This window comes from Microbacterium sp. GXS0129 (genome assembly GCF_044769785.1).
Taxonomy (GTDB): Bacteria; Actinomycetota; Actinomycetes; order Actinomycetales; family Microbacteriaceae; genus Microbacterium; species Microbacterium nymphoidis.
This window is the reverse complement of record NZ_JBIZVZ010000001.1, coordinates 480,032-501,768: the sequence shown is the minus strand read 5'-3', so window position 1 is coordinate 501,768 and position 21,737 is coordinate 480,032. Positions and strand designations below refer to the sequence as shown.

The 21,737-nt window shown below is 69.0% G+C and carries 12 protein-coding genes; 3 read left to right on the top strand and 9 right to left on the bottom strand.

Translation table 11 applies throughout. The features are described from left to right. Positions 1 to 12: 12 nt before the first annotated feature. Positions 13 to 1,020 carry a siderophore ABC transporter substrate-binding protein gene (locus tag ACIQJ5_RS02175; RefSeq protein WP_402840444.1) on the bottom strand — a complete coding sequence of 336 codons (1,008 nt, stop codon included), beginning with the start codon at positions 1,018 to 1,020 and terminating at the stop codon, positions 13 to 15. 162 nt (positions 1,021 to 1,182) lie between these two features. Here ACIQJ5_RS02175 and ACIQJ5_RS02170 point away from each other — a divergent pair, with 162 nt between their 5' ends. Beyond that, entirely contained in the window at positions 1,183 to 2,568 is a 1,386-nt protein-coding gene (locus ACIQJ5_RS02170; RefSeq protein WP_231090671.1) for an MFS transporter, read from the top strand. 160 nt (positions 2,569 to 2,728) lie between these two features. Here ACIQJ5_RS02170 and ACIQJ5_RS02165 read toward each other — a convergent pair whose 3' ends face one another. Continuing rightward, positions 2,729 to 3,784, bottom strand: a complete 1,056-nt coding sequence (locus tag ACIQJ5_RS02165; protein ID WP_402840440.1) for a hypothetical protein — start codon at positions 3,782 to 3,784, stop codon at positions 2,729 to 2,731. Positions 3,785 to 3,864: 80 nt separating this feature from the next. Here ACIQJ5_RS02165 and radA point away from each other — a divergent pair, with 80 nt between their 5' ends. Then, positions 3,865 to 5,235 carry a DNA repair protein RadA gene (radA, locus tag ACIQJ5_RS02160; RefSeq protein WP_231090673.1) on the top strand — a complete coding sequence of 457 codons (1,371 nt, stop codon included), beginning with the start codon at positions 3,865 to 3,867 and terminating at the stop codon, positions 5,233 to 5,235. A 55-nt stretch (positions 5,236 to 5,290) separates the two neighbouring features. On the opposite strand, the gene ACIQJ5_RS02155 is transcribed toward radA, so the two are convergent. From ACIQJ5_RS02155 to ACIQJ5_RS02135, 5 genes are all read right to left on the bottom strand, one after another. Next, a complete protein-coding gene (locus tag ACIQJ5_RS02155) occupies positions 5,291 to 7,273 on the bottom strand; it encodes a beta-galactosidase (RefSeq protein WP_402840436.1) in 1,983 nt (660 codons plus the stop codon). 90 nt (positions 7,274 to 7,363) lie between these two features. After that, positions 7,364 to 7,804 carry a hypothetical protein gene (locus ACIQJ5_RS02150; RefSeq protein WP_402840433.1) on the bottom strand — a complete coding sequence of 147 codons (441 nt, stop codon included), beginning with the start codon at positions 7,802 to 7,804 and terminating at the stop codon, positions 7,364 to 7,366. Next, on the bottom strand, positions 7,801 to 8,202 hold the full coding sequence (locus tag ACIQJ5_RS02145) for a dehydrogenase (protein WP_231090676.1): 402 nt from the start codon (positions 8,200 to 8,202) through the stop codon (positions 7,801 to 7,803). The genes ACIQJ5_RS02150 and ACIQJ5_RS02145 overlap by 4 nt, the downstream gene beginning before the upstream one ends. A gap of 333 nt (positions 8,203 to 8,535) precedes the next feature. Beyond that, complete coding sequence (locus ACIQJ5_RS02140; protein ID WP_231091388.1) at positions 8,536 to 9,210, bottom strand: hypothetical protein; 675 nt, start codon at positions 9,208 to 9,210, stop codon at positions 8,536 to 8,538. 61 nt (positions 9,211 to 9,271) lie between these two features. Further along, the gene (locus tag ACIQJ5_RS02135) at positions 9,272 to 9,793 is read right to left on the bottom strand and encodes an amino-acid N-acetyltransferase (protein WP_402840428.1); all 522 of its coding nucleotides are present in this window, start codon (positions 9,791 to 9,793) and stop codon (positions 9,272 to 9,274) included. Between the two features lie 76 nt (positions 9,794 to 9,869). Between ACIQJ5_RS02135 and ACIQJ5_RS02130 the strand changes: the two genes are divergently transcribed. Further along, the gene (locus ACIQJ5_RS02130; protein WP_231090678.1) at positions 9,870 to 10,979 is read left to right on the top strand and encodes an ROK family transcriptional regulator; all 1,110 of its coding nucleotides are present in this window, start codon (positions 9,870 to 9,872) and stop codon (positions 10,977 to 10,979) included. A gap of 173 nt (positions 10,980 to 11,152) precedes the next feature. Here ACIQJ5_RS02130 and ACIQJ5_RS02125 read toward each other — a convergent pair whose 3' ends face one another. Further along, positions 11,153 to 13,675 carry an ATP-dependent Clp protease ATP-binding subunit gene (locus ACIQJ5_RS02125; protein WP_231090679.1) on the bottom strand — a complete coding sequence of 841 codons (2,523 nt, stop codon included), beginning with the start codon at positions 13,673 to 13,675 and terminating at the stop codon, positions 11,153 to 11,155. A gap of 175 nt (positions 13,676 to 13,850) precedes the next feature. Continuing rightward, positions 13,851 to 21,539, bottom strand: a complete 7,689-nt coding sequence (locus ACIQJ5_RS02120; protein WP_402840424.1) for an IPT/TIG domain-containing protein — start codon at positions 21,537 to 21,539, stop codon at positions 13,851 to 13,853. Between the last annotated feature and the right edge of the window lie 198 nt (positions 21,540 to 21,737).

Here is a 21,737-nt window from a genome sequence, read left to right as displayed (position 1 = left end):
GTCCGGAGGTCATCAGCTCTTCGCGCCCGAGAAGGCCTGCGCCACCGAGTCGTACAGTCCGGTGTAGGCCTGGATGCCCTCGGTCAGGTAGAAGTTGCTGTCGAGGTAGACGATCTGCCCCTTCTGCACGGCGGGGACGTTCTTCAGCGCCTCGGACTGCTCGATGAGCTCCGCCGCGGAGATGTAGCCGTCCTCCTGGAACGCGCCGTCGCGGTCGAGCACGATGAGCCACTCGGGACCAGCGGCAGCGATCGCCTCGACGCTGATCTCGTCGCCCTGGTGGTTGGTGGAGCCCGAGCTGTCGATCGCGGGGACCAGGTTCAGCTCGGTGAACAGCGAGCCGACGCCACGTCCCTCACCGGGGGCGGCGTAGTTGATCTTGCCGCCGGAGGTGATGAGGCCTGCCACGGTGGAGGTGCCGTCGTAGCTCTTCTTCGCCGCCGCGAGCGCTTCATCCATGGCGGCATTCAGCTTCTCGGCGTCGTCCTCACGAGCGAAGATCTGGCCGAGGATGGTGGTCTGCCGCTTGAGCTCCTCCACCGGGTCCTCACCGTCGCGCGGGCTGAGCTCGATCGTGGTGGGCGCGAGGGCGATGATGTCGTTGTAGAAGGAGGCGAAGCGGTAGCCACCGATCACGAGGTCGGGCTCGGCTTCGACGATGGCCTCCAGGTTGGGCTCGCGGTGCATGCCCACGTCGAGCACCTTCGGGTCGTCGGTGTACTTCGGCCATACCGTGCCCATGACGCCCTTCGGCGCCGCAGCGAGTGCGATGTCCCAGTCGTTCAGCGTCTGCATCACCGTGTTGTCGAGCGCGACGACGCTCTTGGGGTTCACCGGCACGGTCATCTCGCCGTGGTTGTCGGTGATCGTGACCTCGGTGGCCGTCACCTCGGTGGCGGACGAGGTGGGTTCGACCCCTGCTCCGGCGGCCTCACCGGAGCAGCCGGTGGCGATCAGTGCGAGGGCGGCGAGTGCCGCTCCAGCAGCGAGCGAGCGTCGGAAGATGGGTCGTGCGCGCACGAGGAACTCCTGTCGATTGACGGTGTGTGGATTGCCGCGGCAGACGTGGCCGCCCTTCCAACATAGGTAAGCCTTACCTACAAACGCGACTTCATCTGATGTTTCGTGATCGTTCTGTGATGTTCAGGAGTAGTGTGTTCCGCGAATCCCGAAGGGAGCCCGATGAGCACCGCTCTGACCGGTCAGCAGCGCCTGGTGACCACCATCGCGATCCTCGCGTCGTTTGTCACGATGCTGGATTCGTCCATCGTCAACGTCGCCCTGCCCGCCATCGAGCGTGAGCTTCACGGCGGGCTCATCACTCAGCAGTGGGTGGTGGACGGCTACCTCGTCAGCCTGAGCGCGCTGATGCTGCTCGCCGGGTCCATCGCCGACGCCTACGGGCGCGTCCTGGTGATGCGCGTCGGTCTGATCGGCTTCGGGATCGCCTCCGTCGTCATCGCGGCATCGATTGATCCCACGATGCTGGTGATCGGCCGCGTGGTCCAAGGTGCCGCCGGCGCCTTCCTGCTGCCGAGTTCCCTCGCCCTCATCACCTCGCGCATCTCCGGCCCTGCTCAGGGACACGCGATCGGGGTGTGGACCGCGGTCACCACCGGCGCCATGCTCGTGGGACCGGTGCTCGGCGGCCTGCTCACCGATCATGCCTCGTGGCGGCTCGCGTTCCTCATCAATGTGGTCCCGATCGCCATCACCCTCTGGCTGCTCACACGGCTGACGGAGGCCGACACGAACAGCCGGCTGCGCATCGACTGGTTCGGAGGCGTCGCATGCGCAGTGGGGCTGGGGCTGCTGACCGTGGGCCTCATCGAACAGCCGCGCTTCGGATGGACGTCGCCGTTCACGATCGCCTTCCTCGTCGGCGGGGTCGTGGTGCTGGCCGTGTTCCTCTGGCGCCAGACCCGCGTTGCCCACCCGATCCTGCCCTTCTCACTGTTCCGCGTGGGCAACTTCGCGTGGGGCAATCTCGCGACGCTGTTCATCTACGCAGCACTCCCGCTCAACGGCTTCGTGATGGGGATCTACCTGCAGGAGGAAGCGGGGATGTCGGCGACGCTCGCGGGCCTGGCGAGCCTGCCGGTCACCATCATGATGATCCTGCTGAGCTCGCGCATGGGAGCGCTCAGCGGAAAGCTCGGCCCACGCCTGTTCATGAGCGTCGGGCCGCTGATCATGGCAGCGGGCGCGCTGCTGCTCCTGCTGGTGGCGCAGGACTTCGATTACTGGTGGCAGGTGCTTCCGGCGATGATCGTGATGGGCTTCGGCCTGGCCGTGACCGTCTCGCCGCTCACCTCCGCGATCCTCGGCTCGATCGGGCCCGAGCAGTCCGGGATCGCCTCCGCCGTCAACAACGCGGTCTCCCGGTTCGCGGGCCTGATCGTGATCGCGATGCTGTCGACGATCGTCGGCGGCTCGCTGAACCTGGCCGGCTTCCACTCCGCGGCGATCGTCACCGCCGCGCTGTTCGCGGCGGGGGGCATCGTCAGCTGGCTGGGCATCCGCAATCCGCCCCGCGACGAAGAGGCGTCGGCAGCGCACGGCGCCTAACCGGGGTCGCTAGCCGACGGGGGTGACCGCTGCGGGGCTCCGCCCGGCGATCCGGGATGTCGTTGACACTCAGCGCACCGCCCACGCGCCTCCCCCGGACGGTCGATTCCCGATGCGGGCGGGAGCGAGCCGGCGTGTACTCAGCCGGCCCGCCTGCCTCTCACCACGCGGAGGCGACCTCCGCATGTGTCGCCAGCAGTCCCGCGGTAGCCTCCTGCGGCGCACGACCGCAGCCGCACTCCGTGGCCACACCGAAGACCGGCGCGTACTGGAGCGCGACGGCGATGCGACGGCGGGCGCCCTCGACACCGTCCTCGCGGTGGATGAGGCCCAGGTACAGCTCTGTCTCATCCGCGAGCGCGAGGCCGTTGAGCGGGGCGTAGTAGGCGTCGTCGTCACGCTCGATCGGCACGGGCAGATGCAGCCAGGTGACCGGACGCGACGCGGCGCGCACGGTGGCGTTGGCCATCGCAACGAGGTTGCCGGCATCGGTCGGCTCGACGAAGTGCTTCTCCGCCACATCGCCGTAGCAGAGGTGCACGCCCACCTCCACGTCGGCGGGGACAAGATCGACCATCTGCGCCACGCGCGCCGCGAGGTCCTCCAGCGGATCGGCATCGGTCCACCACGCGCGCATCCGGGTGCCGTAGGTCTCGGCGCCCTCGATGATCCCCATCTCGGGGGCGACGTCCCACTGGATCGCCAGATCTTCGTGCGGGATCGCGGCGAGGATCTCCGCCACCTCGCGCTCGATGGCCGCGGTGTAGACGGGGTCGATGGCTGCGCGCTGCTCGAACGGGAAGAAGGAGTTCACCACGGCGAGCGGCGTGGGAAGCGCCACCTCGAAGCGCGTGCCCCGGCTGATCACGCCGTCCTCGCGCAGCCTGCTGAAGATCGCATAGGACTCCCGTGCGGCGGCGGCGTAGCCGAGCGGCGGGAGGCGGAGGTCGGCCGCGGAGACTCCGTCGGCGATGCGCAGCGAGCGGGCGTCGAGACCGGCGGGGAAGGGAATGGGTTCGGCGCCGACGCGCTCGATCCCCTCCGTCTGCCCCAGGATGTCGGGCTGGCACATGATCCAGTGGAAGCGCTTGCCCACCTCCCCGTCGGGGATCCGTTTGAGCCTCGCGCCGAGGACGTTCGCGGCGGTGCGGAAGGTGGTCTCCGCGTCGGGGTAGTTGACGCTGCCGACCAGCAGGGCGCCCTGGGGCTGTGACATGTGAGCTCGCTTCACTCGGGGATTCCCCCATCGTTTCACAGCGCGACGGCAGTGTCGGTGGCACCGCCTAGCCTGGAGACATGGCCACCACCAAACGCGCGAGCACCGCCGGATACCGCTGCACCGAGTGCGGCTGGACGGCGCCGAAGTGGGTGGGCCGCTGCGGCGAGTGTCAGCAGTGGGGAACGGTGGTGGAGACGGCCGAGCAGACCGGCATCGCCCGGCCGCAGGTGCAGGCGGTCATCCCGGCCTCCGATCGGTCTGCGCGGCCCATCACGCAGGTCGACACCACGCAGGTCCCCCGCCGCACCACGGGAGTCGGCGAGTTCGACCGCGTCCTGGGCGGCGGGCTGGTACCCGGTGCCGTCATCCTGCTCTCCGGGGAACCCGGCGTGGGCAAATCCACGATGCTGCTGGATGTTGCGGCGGCGGCAGCCCGCTCGGGCCGGCGCGTGCTCTACGCCAGCGGCGAGGAGTCGGCCGCCCAGGTCCGGTTGCGCGCTGAACGCACCGGAGCCCTCGACGATGAGCTCTACCTCGCCTCCGAGACGGATCTCGGCACCATCCTCGGCCACATCGATGCCGTCGAGCCGGGGCTGGTCATCGTCGACTCGGTCCAGACGGTCTCCTCCGCGCTCTCCGATGGTGCGGCGGGGCACCCCAGCCAGGTGCGGGAGGTGGCGGCCACGCTGGTGCGGGTGGCCAAGGAGCGCGACCTGCCGATCATCATCGTCGGCCATGTCACCAAAGACGGACAGGTGGCCGGGCCCCGGCTCCTGGAGCACCTGGTCGACGTGGTCTGCCAGTTCGAGGGCGATCCGCAGACGGCGCTGCGATTCCTGCGCTCGCTGAAGAACCGTTTCGGGGCGACGGACGAGGTTGGCTGCTTCGAGATGACCGGCGACGGCATCGCGGAGGTCCCCGACCCCTCCCAGCGGTTCCTCTCCCGCGGCAAGCCGCAGCCCGGCACGTGTGTGGGCATCGCTCTCGAAGGCCGACGCGCACTCGCCGTGGAGGTGCAGGCGCTCACCATCGCCACCAGCGCTCCCAACCCCCGACGCGTCGTGCAGGGGGTCGACGGCGCGCGCGTTGCCATGGTGCTCGCCCTGCTCGAAAGCCGGGCCGGGCTCCGGCTGAGCGGGCAGGACGTCTACGTCTCCACGGTGGGAGGCGTCCGCTTCACGGAGCCCGCCGCCGACCTCGCCATCGCCGTGGCGGTCTACCACGCCGTGAAGAACCGGGCGATCCCGCGCACGGTCGCCGCCATCGGTGAGCTCTCCCTCGCCAGCGAGGTGCGTGCCGTCACCCAGGCCGCACGTCGCCGCAGCGAGGCCGCCCGGCTGGGGTATGCGCACGTCGTGGATGAACGCTTCCAGGACCTCGCCGGGGTGCTCAACATCCTGAACACCCGGACGCTGCCCCGAGCGGGTGAGGAGTCCCCGGACTTCTGACCCGCGGTCGGTGGTCGCTCCAGCGGGCCCGCACGCACTCACGTCCCCCGCACGGTCACGTGCGGAGCATGACCCAGCCGAACGGCTCCAGTTCCGGGTCCTCCACGCGCTCGTCCGTGCGGATGTCCTTCCCCGCCACTCTGACGTGCGCCGGGTCGGTCGAGTGGTTGATCACCGTCAGCACCGATCCCCGGCGCGCAACCTCGACGCCCGCAGGCAACTCGGCGATGAGCGGCGCCACCCCGGCCTGGGCTGCGAAGTACGGTGCGAGGGCGCGCGTCGCCGCGGTGGTCGGAATCGTCGCGAGATAGAAGGCCCGCCCGGCACCGGCGCTGTTCACCGTGAGCGCCGGGTCACCATCCCGACGGCCGCCGCTGAATCGGGCGACCACCTCCGCACGCGTCGCATGGATCTCCTCGGCCAGCAGCTCACCCTCGAACGGCGAGATGGCGCCGTCGCCCGAAACCACGCGCACAACCCGCTCGCCGGGTCCCTGCTCCGCCGCGGGGACCAGCCCACCGAAGTCCTCGAGCCGGATGCCCAGCGTCTCGCCGAGCCGGGTGAGGAAGCCCCCGGGAAGGAACGCGTCCTGCTCGTCCACCACATCGCTGAACGCCCCGACCAGGAGAGTGCCGCCAGCCGCGACGTAATCCCGCAGGTTGTCAGCGGCCGCATCGGTCAGCAGGTAAAGCTGGGGCGCAACGACCAGGTCGTATCGGGTCAGATCCGCCGCAGGGTGCACGAAGTCGACCCCGATCGCGGCCGCGTCGAACGCCGCGTACCACCGCTTGACGATCTCCATGTAGTCGATGCCGACCGGATGATCCGTGCCCGAGAGCGCCCACATGTTCTCGTACTCGAACACCAGCCCGATGCGAGCGGTGTCGTCCGTCTCGGGAAGCGCCGGGAGCTCGGCCAGGGTCTCGCCCAGCGCCACAACCTCACGCCAGATGCGGGTGCCGGTTCCCGCATGCGGGAGCATCGCCGAGTGGAACTTCTCGGTCCCTGCCCGCGACTGCCGCCACTGGAAGAAGAGCACCCCGTCCGCGCCGCGGGCCACGGCCTGCATGCTGAGCGCCGCCATTTGACCCGGAGCCTTCGGCGCGTTGGCAGGTCGCCAGTTCAGCGCCCCGGATGCCTGCTCCATCAGCAGCCAGCCGGGTCCACCCGCGAACGAACGCATCAGATCGCGATGGAACCCGCCGACCGTGCGGAACGAATCCGGATCGTTGGGGTCGGGGTAGCAGTCGTCGCTGATCACGTCGAGATGCGGCGCCCACTTCCAGTAGTCCACGGTGGGCGACTGTCCCATGAAGTTCGTGGTGATGGGCTGCAGTGCCCCGGACGCGCGGATGATCTCCTTCTCCATCAGGTACAGCTCAAGCATGGAGTCGGAGGTGAACCGGTGGAAGTCGAGACGGTGCGCCGGGTTGTGGTGGTAGGGCGCCGCGCGGGGCGGGAGCACCTGCTCGAAGTCCGAGTACATCTGCGACCAGAAGCTCGTGCCCCATGCCGCGTTCAGGGCGGCGACCGACCCGTAGCGCGCCCGCAGCCAGTCCCGGAAGGCGACGGCGGCGGCATCGGAGTAGTCCGCCACGAGGTGACAGCCGTACTCGTTGTTGATATGCCACATCACGACCGCCGGATGGTTCGCGTAACGCGCGGCGATCGCGCTGACGAGCTCCGCGGCCAGTCGCCGGTACACCGGGGAACTCGGCGCGTAGTGCTGGCGACTACCCGGTCCGAGGGTGGTGCCCTCGGCCGTCACCGGCAGGATCTCCGGATACTTCAGGTGCATCCACGGCGGCGGCGACGCGGTGGCCGTGGCGAGGTCGACGGTGATCCCGGCCGCATGCAGCCGGTCGATGATGTCATCGAGCCACTCGAAATCGAAGACGCCTTCGTCGGGCTGGATCCGCGACCACGAGAAGATGCCGAGGCTCACCATCGTGACGCCGGCTTCGCGCATGCGGTCGATGTCCTCGTTCCACACCTCGCGGGGCCACTGCTCCGGGTTGTAGTCGCCGCCGTAGTGCATTCGTGCCTCGCCATGTCAACGTTGAAATGTGATCGTCAACATCGATCCTGCCGAGCGTCGCCTCGAACGTCAAACGCGAAATGAAACGAATCAGCTCCTCGGTGATGCGGAAGCCTTCTCTGCCGCGACGAAGAAGATGCGGTCGTACGTGCATCCGGCCGGGACATACGTGACCGGCCCGATCATCCCGTTGTCGACGTAGCCGCCGCGCAGGTCGATCGATTCACCGGCGGCGACGGTCTGCGTACCCACGGTCAGAGTGGTGCCGTTCCACTCCGCCTGCCCCACGGGAAAGACCGGAAGCACGGTGTTCCCGTCTTCTGCCGTGAGCGTCACGCACTCGGCGGTGACGGCGAGCTTGCCCGCCGCCGTGTCGGTGAGTTCGGAGCTGGCCTTCGGGTAGTAGGCCACGGGTCCGGAATCCGGCACCTCCTCGTCCCCCGCCCCCGAGAAGACGGAGCATCCCGTGAGCGATGCGCCCAGCAGAACGACGGCGGCGATGAGCGCGCTGCGGCGCACGGCGACGCTCACAGTGCCAGCGCCGAGCGCAGGTCGTCGACGCTCGCCTGCATCACGTGCGGGCCGGCGATGTCGAAGAAGACGGTGGTGATCTCCTCGTGATGCTCTTCGAGGAAGTCGCGCAGCCAGAGGGGTGAGAACAGGCCGACGCCCGGCGGGAGGTTCGCGGGCTTGTTGCGGGCATCGCTGAACAGCAGCAACGCCACCTGTCCGGTGCTCGCGTCGCGGTAGGTCCACACCTCGCCGCCGTCGAGCGGGTTGTCGCGGCCGCCGGGCTTGAGCAGCGGAACCACCGTGTTGCCGTTGCGCAGTGCGAGCGCGACCGCGGCCATGTCCTGCTTCTCCAGCGCCTGGGCGAGCGCCTCGGAGCGGAACTCCTTCGTGGTGATCTTCTTGCGAGCTGACGCCATGGATCCAGGGTATCCGCCCGGACGCACGCCACCGCGATCGGGAAAAAGGGGTGGGCCCTCTCAGATGACCCATTGGGGGCCGGGGCATGTGAGAGGGCCCGCTGCTCTCCGGAACGATTGATGCATCGGCTGAAGTTGGGGACGTTTGCCGGCGTTCGCTGCTGGGGACAACTCACAATCGAGTGAACCGGGAGCTGGGTTCAGCCTATACCACTCCCCGCCGTGGTGCGACCCACTCACACCGCGAGGCTTCCCCCGGTGGGCCGAGCAGCGCAATCCGACGATTGTCTCCCGCGGACGGAAGCCTCGCGGCCGGGCAGAGACGAGGAGGTGTCAGTAGAGGAGGAACTGGCGGGTCTCGGTGGAGGCGATGCCGCCGATCGAGACACTCAGGTGATACGACGCACCGCCGGCGGGGGCGACCTCGCGGTTGGGGTCGTCACACGTGGCCGGATCCGACCGCGTGCGGTCCCAGATGACGGGCGTCTGCGACGACACGCTCTGCCCCGCTTCGATCGTCGCGGCCTGGTTGGTGGGATTGGCCTGGCAATCGGTGGACCGCCAGTACACATCGCTGCCGCTGGAGATGCTGAACACCTGCAGGGCCGTGCCCACGTCCAGCGTGCAGGGACCGGCTGAGGTATTGGTCAACGTCAGGGTGAGCTGGGGGTTCTCTCCGGCCGCGTACTGGTCTTTGTCCGTGGCCGCGCTGACCGAGACCTGCGCCGCCGTGCATGCCTGCGGCTCGGTGCTGGTGGGCTCCGCCGGCGTGGACGGGTCCGTCGTCGGCGTATCGGTCGCCGCCGCATCGGTCGCGGGGGGCGGCGAATCGCCGGTGTCCGGAGTCGTCACCGGCGCGGTCGCATCGGGCGTCGCGGCGCCGGTGCGCCACGGCTGCCAGATGAGCACGACCACCGCCGCGACGACGACCAGCAGCACCAGCAGCACGGCGAGACGCCGGCGGCGGTACACGGCGGGCGACTGCCGACGGCGAGGGGTGGCGTTCATCACGACACCAGGCTAGACCGCCCGGCCGAAGCGGGCCTGAGGGCGCACCGAGCGCCGGCGGCTACGCCCGCTCCGGGGGGCCGAGGTGCTTGAGCATGCGCGTGTTGCCCAGAGTGTTGGGCTTCACGTGGGCGAGGTCGAGAAACTCCGCCACACCCGCGTCCGGACTGCGCAGCAGCTGCGCGTAGACCTCATCGCTCACCACCTGCTTCTCGTCGATCGGCTCGAAGCCATGGCGGGAGAAGAACTCCACCTCGAAGGTCAGGCAGAACAGCCGCCGCAGCCCCAGCGCGCGGGCCTTCTCTTCGAGGGCCTCGACGATACGGCCGCCGATCCCGTGGCGCAGCCAGTCCTCGCGGATGAGGAGGGTGCGCACCTCGCCGAGGCTGCGCCACATCACGTGCAGCGCGCCGCAGCCGACGATCTCCCCGTAGACTTCGGCGACCATGAACTCCTGCACCGCCTCGTAGAGCGCCACCATCTCCTTGCCCAGCAGGATCTTTCGATCGACGAGCGGCTCGAGGAGGCTGTGGATGGCACGCACATCGTCGGTGCGGGCAGGTCGGACGACGATCTCGGACACGTCAGAAATCCTAGGCCCGTCAGATGGGCGCGGCCCGAGATGACGCGGCGTGCGCCGCTGTGATATTCCAGATGGCATGGCGAGCGACACCACGGGCACCGATCTGGCGATGATGCGCCGGCTCAACGAGCGCGCGGTGCTGGCGAGCCTGTGGGATGCCGACGCGGCCCTCACCTCCACGCAGCTCGCCGAGGCCACCGGACTCTCCCGTACGACTGTGGAGGCGGTGCTGACCGATCTGGTCGACACCAGCTACGTCACCGTCGAGACCACCCGGACCGGTCGTGCCGGACGACCCGCCCGACGCTACGCGTTCGCCGCCGCCGGCGGTTCGCTGATCGCCGTCGACATCGGTCCCGGTGCGATCACCGGACTGGCTGGCGACCTGCGCGGTGCTCCCGTCGCCCGCGCCGCCCGGTGGGAAATGGACCTGCGTGATCCGGAGGTCGCTCTGTCGACGATCCGCGCGATGGTGGACGCCCTCGTGCAGGACGGCGGCCTGGACGCACGACGCATCGATTCGCTCATCGTGGGAATGCCCGCGGTGATCGATCCGGCCGGCGTTCCCGTGCTCAGTCACGTCGTGCCTGCCTGGATCACCGGGGACCTGCGCACCGGCGTCATGGCCGCCTTCCCGTCCGTCACGGTCTCCTTCGACAACGACACGAAGCTGGCCGCGCACCTGGAGGCGATGTCGGGTTCGGTGGTGCCGGGAGAGACCGCAGTGCTCCTGCGCACGGGACACCGGATCTCGGCGGCTTCGATCATCAACGGCGAAGTGGCCATGGGTGCCAACGGTGCGGCCGGCGAGATCGGCTCGCTGGCGAACATCGGCTGGCGAGGCGCCCGGCTGGCGCTCACGGCCGGTAGCGCCGACACGGTGGCGGGGGCGTTCGAAGCCGCCGATGAGGGCGACCCGAACGCGCTCGACGCCGTCCGCGCCTTCGCGGAGCAGATCGCGCTCGGTGCCGCCGCGATGGCCCTCACCCTGGACCCCCACGCGATCATCCTGAACACGACGATCCCCCGGTCGGAGTCGACGCTGCCCGCGCTGCTCCAGGACGCGATCGCGCGTCGTCTGATGTTCCCCATCGAGTTCCGGCTGTCCGAGCTCGGCCCCGACGCCCCCTGCCGCGGTGCTCTCCTCCGTTCCGCCGCCGCCGTGCGCGAGCGCCTGCTGAGCTGAACTGCTCTCAGCTTCTGCTGCCGCCACGGCGAGCCGCGACGTTTTGTGAGACCACCGCACGGCGTGGTCTCACAAACGGCGGCCGGGCGGGCCGCAGAGAGCACAGAGTGAGACCACTCCCCCGGAATACGACGAACGCCCCGCGCAGAGCGCGGGGCGTTGGTCGAGACGGATTACTCGCCGGCGATCATGTCCGGGGTGACGTCGATCGCGGGAGCGGTGCCCGCGCCGATCGCGACCTTCTCGCCGCGGGGGGCGTGCTCGAACACGAACTTGCCATCGGCGACGTCCACCTTCACGTGGTCGCCTGCGTTCAGCTCGCCCTGGAGGATGCGCTCGGAGAGCTGGTCCTCCACCTCGCGCTGCATCGCCCGGCGAAGCGGACGTGCACCCAGCGCCGGGTCGTAGCCCAGGTCGATGAGGCGGAGCTTGGCGGCCTCGGACAGCTCGACCGTCATGTCACGGTCCAGCAGGCGGTCGCGGAGTCGCTTGACGAACAGGTCGACGATCTGGACCAGCTCGTCCTTGCTCAGCTGCGGGAAGACGATCACGTCGTCGACGCGGTTGAGGAACTCCGGCTTGAAGTGCCGCTTGAGCTCTTCGTCGACCTTGCCCTTCATCCGCTCGTACGTGGTCTGCGAGTTGCCCTCGATCTGGAAGCCCACCGGGCCACCGGCGATGGCCGACGAACCGAGGTTCGTGGTCATGATGATGACGGTGTTCTTGAAGTCGACCACGCGGCCCTGACCATCGGTCAGTCGACCCTCCTCGAGGATCTGCAGCAGCGAGTTGAAGATGTCGGGGTGCGCCTTCTCGATCTCGTCGAAGAGGACGACGGAGAACGGCTTGCGACGCACCTTCTCGGTGAGCTGACCGCCCTCTTCGAAGCCGACGAATCCGGGAGGAGCACCGAACAGACGCGAGACCGTGTGCTTCTCACCGAACTCGCTCATGTCGAGCGAGATGAGGGCACCCTCGTCGTCGAACAGGAACTCCGCCAGAGCCTTGGCCAGCTCCGTCTTGCCGACACCGGTAGGACCGGCGAAGATGAACGATCCGGACGGGCGGTTGGGGTCCTTGAGACCGGCACGCTGGCGGCGGATGGTGCGGGAGAGAGCCGCGATGGCCTCCTCCTGACCCACGACGCGCTGGTGCAGCGCCTTCTCCATGAACACCAGGCGAGCGGACTCCTCCTCGGTGAGCTTGAAGACGGGGATGCCGGTGGCCTGGGCGAGGACCTCGGCGATCAGGCCCTCGTCGACCACCGCGTGGGAGGCGACGTCACCAGAGCGCCACTGCTTCTCCAGACGCAGACGCTCGGCAAGCAGGCTCTTCTCCTCGTCGCGCAGCGATGCGGCCTTCTCGAAGTCCTGGTTCTCGGAGGCTGCTTCCTTCTCCTCACGGACCTTGGCGATCTTCTCGTCGAACTCGCGCAGCTCCGGCGGGGAGGACAGGATCGACAGGCGCAGGCGGGCGCCGGCCTCATCGATCAGGTCGATGGCCTTGTCCGGCAGGAAGCGGTCCGAGATGTAGCGGTCGGCGAGGTTGGCCGCCGCGACGATCGCACCGTCCGTGATCTGCACCTTGTGGTGCGCCTCGTAACGGTCGCGCAGCCCCTTGAGGATGTTGATCGCGTGAGGCAGCGACGGCTCGGCCACCTGGATCGGCTGGAAGCGGCGCTCCAGCGCCGCGTCCTTCTCGAAGTGCTTGCGGTACTCGTCGAGCGTGGTGGCACCGATGGTCTGCAGCTCGCCGCGGGCCAGCAGCGGCTTCAGGATCGAGGCCGCGTCGATGGCGCCCTCGGCCGCACCGGCACCCACGAGCGTGTGGATCTCGTCGATGAAGACGATGATGTCGCCGCGCGTGCGGATCTCCTTGGTGACCTTCTTCAGGCGCTCCTCGAAGTCACCGCGGTACCGGGAGCCGGCGATCAGCGAGCCGAGATCCAGCGAGTAGACCTGCTTGTCCTTCAGGGTCTCGGGCACCTCGCCCTTGACGATGGCCTGCGCGAGTCCCTCGACGACGGCCGTCTTGCCGACGCCGGGCTCACCGATGAGGACCGGGTTGTTCTTCGACCGACGCGAGAGGATCTGCATGACCCGCTCGATCTCCTTCTCACGCCCGATGACGGGGTCGAGCTTGTTGTCGCGCGCCGCCTGCGTGAGGTTGCGGCCGAACTGGTCGAGCACGGCCGAACCGCCCTGCGGCGCGGACGGCGACTCCTGGGCTGCACCGGAGACTCCCACGGGCTCCTTGCCCTGGTAACCGGAGAGCAGCTGGATGACCTGCTGGCGGACCTTGTTCAGATCGGCGCCGAGCTTGACGAGGACCTGGGCGGCGACGCCCTCGCCCTCGCGGATGAGACCGAGCAGGATGTGCTCAGTCCCGATGTAGTTGTGGCCGAGCTGCAGCGCTTCGCGCAGAGACAGCTCAAGCACCTTCTTCGCGCGCGGCGTGAAGGGGATGTGACCGGTCGGCTGCTGCTGACCCTGGCCGATGATGTCCTGAACCTGCTCGCGCACGGCGTCGAGCGAGATGCCCAGGGACTCCAGGGCCTTGGCGGCAACGCCCTCACCCTCGTGGATGAGACCGAGCAGGATGTGCTCGGTACCGATGTAGTTGTGGTTGAGCATCTTCGCCTCTTCTTGGGCGAGGACGACCACCCGACGGGCACGGTCGGTGAATCTCTCGAACATCGTCAACTCCTCGGGGCGCGAGGGAATGCGCCCTAGGAAGACTGTAACGACGCCGGAGGGCCGGTATGCCGGTGTTCGCCGTCGGCATATGCGAGATGACCCCGGACGTCACGGGAGAGGACCCCGGCGGATGATCCGCCGGGGTCCTCAGATTCCCCTCAGGTCCTGCTTCCGATCAATCAGCCTGGCGGGTGCGGCGAGCCGCGACCACCACGCCGAGCAGCAGGACGATCAGGCCGAGCGCCAGGGGTCCGATCGGCAGATCGGTTCCGGTGCCGGGCAGGTTACCGCCCGGACCGCGCGTCGGCGTGGCGCTGGGGATGACCGGCGTGGTCGGCCCCGTCGTCGATGTCGCGGTCGGCGTCGGCGTGGGCGTGGTGCCCGGTGCCACGTAGGTGTACTCCACCGGGCTGCTGGAGCCGTTCTCGGTGGTCACCACGATCTCGACCACACCGGCCTCGTGCGCGGGCATCGTGATGGTGATGGTGTTCTCATCCACCACCGTCACCGGCACCTCAACACCGTCCACGGTGACCGTGATGCCGGGGGTGAAGCCGCCGCCGGTGATGGTCACCTCGTTGCCGCCGCTGGTGGGGCCGTTGTCGGGCGTGATGCCGTCCACGGTCGGTGCCGCGGGGCCCGTCGACTGCTCGTAGGTGAACACCGCCGGGTCGCTGGAGGCGGCCGGGTTGGACACCACCACGTCCACGTCGCCGGCGGCGTGTGCCGCGGTGACCGCCGTGATCGTGCCGTCGTCGACCACCGTGAACGATGCCACCGGCGCTTCGCCGAAGGTGACCTGGTTGGCCCCGGTGAAACCGGATCCCGTGATCGTCACCGTGGTGCCGCCGTCCGTCGGTCCGTGATCCGGGTCCAGACCCAGGTCGCCGATCTCCGGATCACCGATCACCGGCGTCGCGTAGTAGGTGAACGTCTGCGCGTTCGAGGTGCCGCCCGGCGTCGTCACCGTCACATCGGCCGGACCGGCGGCGTGCGCCGGCGTGGTGAAGGACAGCTCGGTCTCGGAGTCCACGGTCACATCCGCCGGCGCGATCACCGTGCCGCCGATCGTGACCGAGGTCTCACCCGGAACGAAGTTCTCACCCGTCACCGTCACCGCCGTGCCGCCGGCCACCGGACCGAACGAGGGGCTGAGCCCATCGGTTCCGGGCTCACCGTCGCCGATGACCGGAACGTCGTAGTAGGTGAACGTCGCGGGATCGCTGGACAGCGCCGGGTTCGAGACCACGACCTCCACGGAACCGGCGGCGTGCGCCTCCGTCACCGCATCGATCTGCGTGTCACTGACCACCGTGAACTCGCGAGCCGGAGCACCGCCGAAGGTCACCGCGTTCGCTCCCGTGAATCCGGTGCCGGTGATGGTCACCGCCGTACCGCCGGCCACCGGGCCCGCATCCGGGTCCAGACCGCTGATACCGGTGTCCGGGTCGCCGATGACGGGCTGGCCGAGGTATGTGAACGTCTGCGCGTTCGACGTGCCGCCCGGAGTCGTCACCGTGACATCCACCGCTCCGGCGGTGTGCGCCGGGGTGGTGAACGACAGCTCGGTGTCGGAGGCGACCGTGACGTCCGCGGGTGCGATGACCGTACCGCCGATCGTGACAGAGGTCTGACCGTCGACGAAGTTCTCACCCGTCACCGTCACCGCCGTGCCACCGTCCACCGGGCCGAACGACGGGTTCAGGCCGTCCGTACCAGGACCACCGTCACCGATCACCGGAACGTCGTAGAAGGTGAAGGTCGCCGGGTCGCTCGCCGAGGACGGGTTGGCAACCACCACGTCGACTGCACCTGCTGCGTGCGGGGCCGTCACCGCTTCGATGAGCGTGTCGCTCTCGACAGTGAAGGATGCCGCGGCGTCGCCGCCGAACGTGACCGACGTGGCACCGGTGAATCCGGTACCGGTGATCTGCACCACCGTGCCGCCGGCCACCGGACCGACCTCGGGATCGAGACCGCTGATGCCCGCGTCCGGATCGCCGATCACCGGAACGTCGTAGTACGTGAACGTCTGTGCGTTCGACGTGCCACCCGGCGTCGTCACCGTGACGGGCACCCCGCCCGCGGCGTGCGCCGGCGTGGTGAACGACAGCTCCGTACCGGAGGCGACCGTCACGTTCGCCGGCGCGATCACCGTGCCGCCGATCGTGACCGACGTCTTGCCCGCGACGAAGTTCTCACCGCTCACCGTCACCGCGGTGCCGCCGGCCACGGGGCCGAACGACGGGTTCAGGCCGTCGGTACCGGGACCGCCATCGCCGATCACCGGAGCGTCGGTGTAGGTGTACGTCGCCGGGTCGCTGGAGACCGCGGGGTTGGAGACCACCACGTCGACCGGGCCCGCGGCGTGAGCCTCGGTCACCGCGTCGATGCGTGTGTCACTGACAACCGTGAACGAGCGAGCCGGAATGTCCCCGAACATCACCGTGTCCACGTCCGCGAAACCGGTACCGGTGATGGTGACCGCCGTGCCGCCTGCCGTCGGGCCCGCATCCGGGTCCAGACCGCTGATGCCGGTGTCCGGGTCGCCGATCACCGGCTGGTCGTAGTAGGTGAACGTCTGCGCGTTCGACGTACCGCCCGGCGTCGTGACCGTCACATCCACCGCGCCCGCCGCGTGAGCGGGAGTGGTGAACGACAGCTCCGTACCGGAGGCGACCGTCACGTTCGCCGACGCGATGACCACGCCACCGATCGTCACCGACGTCTCACCCGGGACGAAGTTCTCACCGGTCACCGTTACGGGGGTGCCACCCGCTGCGGGGCCGACGCTCGGGTTGAGGCCGTCGGTTCCGGGACCGCCGTCGCCGATGACCGGCACGTCGTAGTAGGTGAAGGTCGCCGGGTCGCTGTCGAACGACGGGTTGGAGACCACGACGTCGACGGCGCCCTCAGCGTGTGCGGGCGTCACCGCCTCGATCAGGGTGTCGCTCTCCACGGTGAACGACGCCGCAGCGACGCCGCCGAAGGTCACCGCGTCCGCACCCAGGAAGCCGGTTCCGGTGATGCTCACCGCGGTTCCGCCCGCGATGGGGCCGGCGTCGGGGTCGAGGCCGCTGATACCGGTGTCCGGATCGCCGATCACCGGCTGGTCGTAGTACGTGAACGTCTGCGCGTTCGACGTACCGCCCGGCGTCGTCACGGTCACATCGACCGCGCCCGCCGCGTGAGCGGGAGTGGTGAAGGACAGCTCCGTTGCGGAGGCGACGGTCACGTTCGCCGGTGCGATCACCGTGCCGCCGATCGTGACCGACGTCTGACCGGCGACGAAGTTCTCACCCGTCACCGTCACCGGTGTACCGCCGGCCACCGGGCCGAACGACGGGTTCAGGCCGTCGGTTCCGGGGCCACCGTCGCCGATGACCGGAACGTCGTAGTAGGTGAACGTCGCCGGGTCGCTGGACAGCGCCGGGTTCGAGACCACGACGTCCACGGCACCGGCGGCGTGCGCCTCCGTCACCGCATCGATCTGCGTGTCGCTGACCACCGTGAACTCGCGAGCCGGAGCACCGCCGAAGGTCACCGCGTCCACATCCGCGAAGCCCGAGCCCGTGATGGTCACCTCAGTGCCGCCCGCGACGGGTCCCGCATCCGGGTCGAGGCCGCTGATACCGGTGTCCGGATCGCCGATCACCGGCTGGTCGTAGTACGTGAACGTCTGCGCGTTCGACGTACCGCCCGGCGTCGTGACGGTGACATCCACCGCCCCTGCCGCGTGTGCCGGGGTGGTGAAGGACAGTTCGGTCTCGGACGCGACCGTCACCGCTGCCGGCGCGATGACCGCGCCGCCGATGGTGACCGACGTCTGACCGGCGACGAAGTTGTCGCCCGTCACCGTCACCGGTGTCCCGCCCGCAGACGGGCCGGCACTCGGGTTGAGGCCGTCCGTGCCCGGACCGCCGTCGCCGATGACCGGCACGTCATAGTAGGTGAAGGTCGCCGGGTCGCTGGAGAGCGACGGGTTCGACACCACCACGTCGACGGCACCGGCGGCGTGAGCCTCGGTGACCGCATCGATCCGCGTGTCGTCGACGACCGTGAACGAGCGAGCCGGGGCGCCGCCGAAGGTCACCGCGTTCGCACCGGTGAAGCCGGTGCCCGTGATGGTGACCGCCGTGCCGCCGGCCACCGGGCCCTCATCCGGGTCCAGTCCGCTGATGCCCGCGTCCGGGTCGCCGATGACGGGCTGGCCGTAGTAGGTGAACGACAGCGGAGCGCTGGTGCCGGACACGTTGGTGACCGTCACGTTCACACCCCCCGCAGCGTGCGGCGGCGAGCTGACGACGATCGTGGTGTCGCTGGTCTGGTTCGTCAGCGGCAGCACCGTGCCACCGAAGTCCACCTGGGTCGCTCCCGCGAATCCGGTGCCCGTGATGGTCACCGAGGTGCCGCCCGCCGTGGGACCGAACGTCGGCGAGAGGCTCGTCGGCGCCGGCACCGGCACGTACAGGTACGGAACCTCGTTGCTGGTGGTGAGCGGGTTTGCGACCGAGACCTGAACCGATCCGGCGACGTGCGCCTCGGTGACGGCCGAGATCTGGGTGTCGCTGTCGACCGTGAAGCTCCGGGCAGGCTGGTCACCGAAGGTCACGGAGGTGACGTTGGCGAGGCCGGTTCCCGTGATGGTCACCGGCGTGCCGCCGGCGATGGAACCACGATCGGGGTCCAGACCGATGTCGCCCGCGCCGTCTCCGATCACCGGGGTGTCGTAGTAGGAGAAGGTCTGCGCGTTGGAGGTGCCTCCGGGAGTTGTCACCGTGACGGGCACGCCTCCCGCGGCGTGTGCCGGGGTGGTGAACTCGAGCTCGGTGCCGGAGGTCACGGTGACGCTCGCGGCCGGGATGACGGTGGTGCCGATCGTGACCGAGGTCAGGCCGTCGACGAAGTTCTCACCGGTCACGGTCACCACGGTGCCGCCGGCCGTCGGCCCCTGGCTCGGGTCGAGGCCGTCCGTGCCCGGACCGCCGTCACCGATCACCGGGGCGTCGTAGAACGTGAAGGTGGCAGGGTCGCTGCTCTCCAGCGGGTTCGAGACGACCACGTCGACCGCGCCCGCGGGGTGCGCCGCCGTGGTGGCCTCGATCTCGGTGTCGGAGATCACGCTGAACGCCACGTCGGTGCCGTCGAAGGTGACCGAGTCCGCACCGGTGAAGCCAGAACCGGTGATGGTCACCACGGTCCCGCCGGTCGAGGGTCCGTTGACCGGATCCAGACCGATGTCGCCGAGTCCGTCGCCGATCACGGGCGTGCCGTAGTAAGTGAACGTCTGCGGTGCACTGGCACCGGTCGAGTTGGTGACCGTCACATCCACGGGTCCCGCGGCGTGCGGCGGCGAAGAGACGACGATCGACGTGTCGGTGTGCGCGCCCACCGGGATGTCCGTGCCGCCGAACGTGACGACGCTGGCGTCCGCGAATCCGGATCCCGCGATCGTCACCGATGTTCCGCCGGCAACGGGACCGAAGGTCGGCGTGAGCCCGGTGATGGCGGGAAGCGGCACGAACGTGAAGACGGCCGGGTCGCTGGCGAAGTCCGGGTTCGAGACGACGACGTCGACGGGTCCCGCCGCGTGCGCCGCGGTCGTGGTGGTGATCGTCGTGTCGTCCACGACCGTGAACGGCCGGCTGTCGCCATCGAAGGTGACATCGTCGGCGCCCAGGAACCCGGTGCCGGTGATGGTCACGCCGGTACCGCCGTCGGTCGAGCCCCGATCAGGGTCGAGCCCGATCGCGCCGCCGCCTCCGATGACCGGCTGGTCGTAGTACGTGAACGTCTGCGGAAGCGATGCGCCTCCGGCCGTCGTGACCGTCACATCCACCGGGCCGGCCGCGTGTGCGGGCGAGGTGGCGGTGATCTGCGTCGGCGAGTTCACCGTGTACGACTGGGCCGCGGTCCCGCCGAAGCTCACCGCGCTGGCACCGGTGAAGTTGGTGCCCGTGATCGTGACCACGGTGCCTCCCCCGACCGGGCCATGGTTCGGCGTCAGCCCGGCAAGGGTGGGAGCCGCGACATAGGTGTAGGTGAGCGGGCTGGTTGTCCCGCCCGCGGTGGTGACCACGACCGGCACGGGGCCTGCCGCGTGCGGCGGGGTCGAGACCGTCACCGAGGTGGGCGTGTTGGCGGTGACGGCGGCGGAGAGGCCGTCGAACGTGACGGCGGTCGCGCCTCCCAGATCCGTGCCGGTGATGGTTACGGCCGTGCCACCGGCTGTGGGGCCGCTGGTCGGGGAGAGAGAGGTGGCGACCGGGGCCGGGGCCACCGCCAGCGCGCGAACGGCGGAAGTGGCCAGGGGCAGTTCGATGACGTTCGCTCCGGGGAGCACCGAGACCGTGAGCGCGCGGACACGGAACATGCCGTCCGCGGTGTCCTGCTGGTTCACGGTCAGGTCGACGATCTGGTTGAGCACGTCGTCGAGCACGGGTCGCAGCACATCCACGACCCCAGCCACGGTGGACTGCAGTGCGGCGGTGATCGCGGCCGTTCCGGCGCCGGCGACGCCGAGCACAGGAGACAGCGCCAGCCGGATCGCAGGCAGCGTGGTGTTCGTCACAAGGTTGAGCACACTACCGAGCGGTACTTCGGTATCGCCCAAAGCCGAGGTGAGGGTGATTCCACCGGTGCTCTGGACGACCGGCGCCGGCTGGGTCGAGTCGGTGAACTGTCTCAGCGTTCCGGAGAGGGTGATGGCCAGATCCGATTCCACGCTGACCAGCGGGTTGCCGGGAAGAACGCTCACGGTCGGGTTCAGGGTCACCGTGACCTGGGTGCTCTGCAGCGCCGTCACGGCGGCATTGCCGACGTAGCCCGTGAGCGAGCCGAGCAGCGATGCCACGGTGTCGGTGATCTGCGTTACCTCCGCAGCAGTGAGCAGCGACGTGTTGGCCGGAAGGTCGTTGAGTCCCGCGGCATGCAGCTTCGCGAGATCGATGGTGATCACGCCCGTGCCCAGGTCGATGGACACAAGACCGCTGGAATCGCGCAACGGCGTCAGCAGCAGTGCGGAGGTGACATCCCCGAGGTTCACGGTCGCGGAGATCTTCGGGGTGCCCAGACTGATCCTGGCAAGCAGGACATCCAGCGATCCCGAGCTGACGCCGTTCAACACGGTCTGGAGGACTCCGTCGGTGGCGAACAACGCCTGCGTGGCCGTTTCCGCTGTCGATTGGAGCGCGGCGGTGAGGCCGGCGACGAGCGGCGAGGACACCCGCATCTGTGCGCCGGCAACGACGTAGTCGCTCGTCGTGGTACCCGAGGAGGCCTGAGCCTTCGAGTAGAGCGCGCCGAGGCGGAGTGTGAGGTCATCGATGATCTCATCGCTGAGTTCGGAGAGCCCGAGCTGGCCGAGAAGCGCCGTCAGCTGAACTGTGGCGTACCCGGTGTCCATGTTGGCGTCCGGATCGAGCTCGATCGCGCCAGACCCGGAGACCGCACCGCTGGCCGCGACCGCGTCCACCGGCGACGACGCGTTCGCCACGCCGCCCAGCACACCCGCCTGCGCGGACGCCCCGAGATCCAGAAGTCCACCGTTCGAGCCGTTCCCGATGAGTGGCAGCGACAGTCCCGGAAGGCTGACGCCGATCAGCCCATCCAGGACCGAGGCGTCGATAGACGCGCGATGCTCCCCGGGCGAGCTCGGATACGCCGACTGTGCGGTGATCAGATCCAGCAGATCAACACCCAGGAGGTTCGTGTCGATAAGGCGCGCGTACGCCTCCGACTGATCCGTCGGCGCTGCCACCGCCGGTGGCGCGACGATCCCTATCCCGAACACGGACGCCACCGCGATCGCGGCGGTGGCGATCAGGCCGCGTGGTCGGCGCCGTGCAGTGTCGGATGGGGGCACGGGGGGACGCGAAATCGTGAGCACGGGGGAGCTCCTTCGGGGGAATTTTCAGCTGTGACTCACAGGGGACAACGGGGGATGTCCCAGCGAGTTGCCAGCAAGGTATCATGCATGTCATGCACGGTCCATAGCCTCTGACGCCACCAGCACTTCCGCGTCATCATGCGGAACGTGAGGTCATCATCATGTCGACCTCTC

What these genes read in the sequence shown, in the direction of transcription:
- ACIQJ5_RS02170 (WP_231090671.1), top strand. Translation starts at nt 1,183, where the DNA reads ATGAGCACCGCTCTGACCGGTCAGCAGCGCCTGGTGACCACCATCGCG.
- ACIQJ5_RS02140 (WP_231091388.1), bottom strand. Translation starts at nt 9,210, where the DNA reads ATGAACGCCACCCCTCGCCGTCGGCAGTCGCCCGCCGTGTACCGCCGC.
- ACIQJ5_RS02125 (WP_231090679.1), bottom strand. Translation starts at nt 13,675, where the DNA reads ATGTTCGAGAGATTCACCGACCGTGCCCGTCGGGTGGTCGTCCTCGCC.
- ACIQJ5_RS02165 (WP_402840440.1), bottom strand. Translation starts at nt 3,784, where the DNA reads ATGTCACAGCCCCAGGGCGCCCTGCTGGTCGGCAGCGTCAACTACCCC.
- ACIQJ5_RS02155 (WP_402840436.1), bottom strand. Translation starts at nt 7,273, where the DNA reads ATGCACTACGGCGGCGACTACAACCCGGAGCAGTGGCCCCGCGAGGTG.
- ACIQJ5_RS02145 (WP_231090676.1), bottom strand. Translation starts at nt 8,202, where the DNA reads ATGGCGTCAGCTCGCAAGAAGATCACCACGAAGGAGTTCCGCTCCGAG.
- radA (WP_231090673.1), top strand. Translation starts at nt 3,865, where the DNA reads ATGGCCACCACCAAACGCGCGAGCACCGCCGGATACCGCTGCACCGAG.
- ACIQJ5_RS02130 (WP_231090678.1), top strand. Translation starts at nt 9,870, where the DNA reads ATGGCGAGCGACACCACGGGCACCGATCTGGCGATGATGCGCCGGCTC.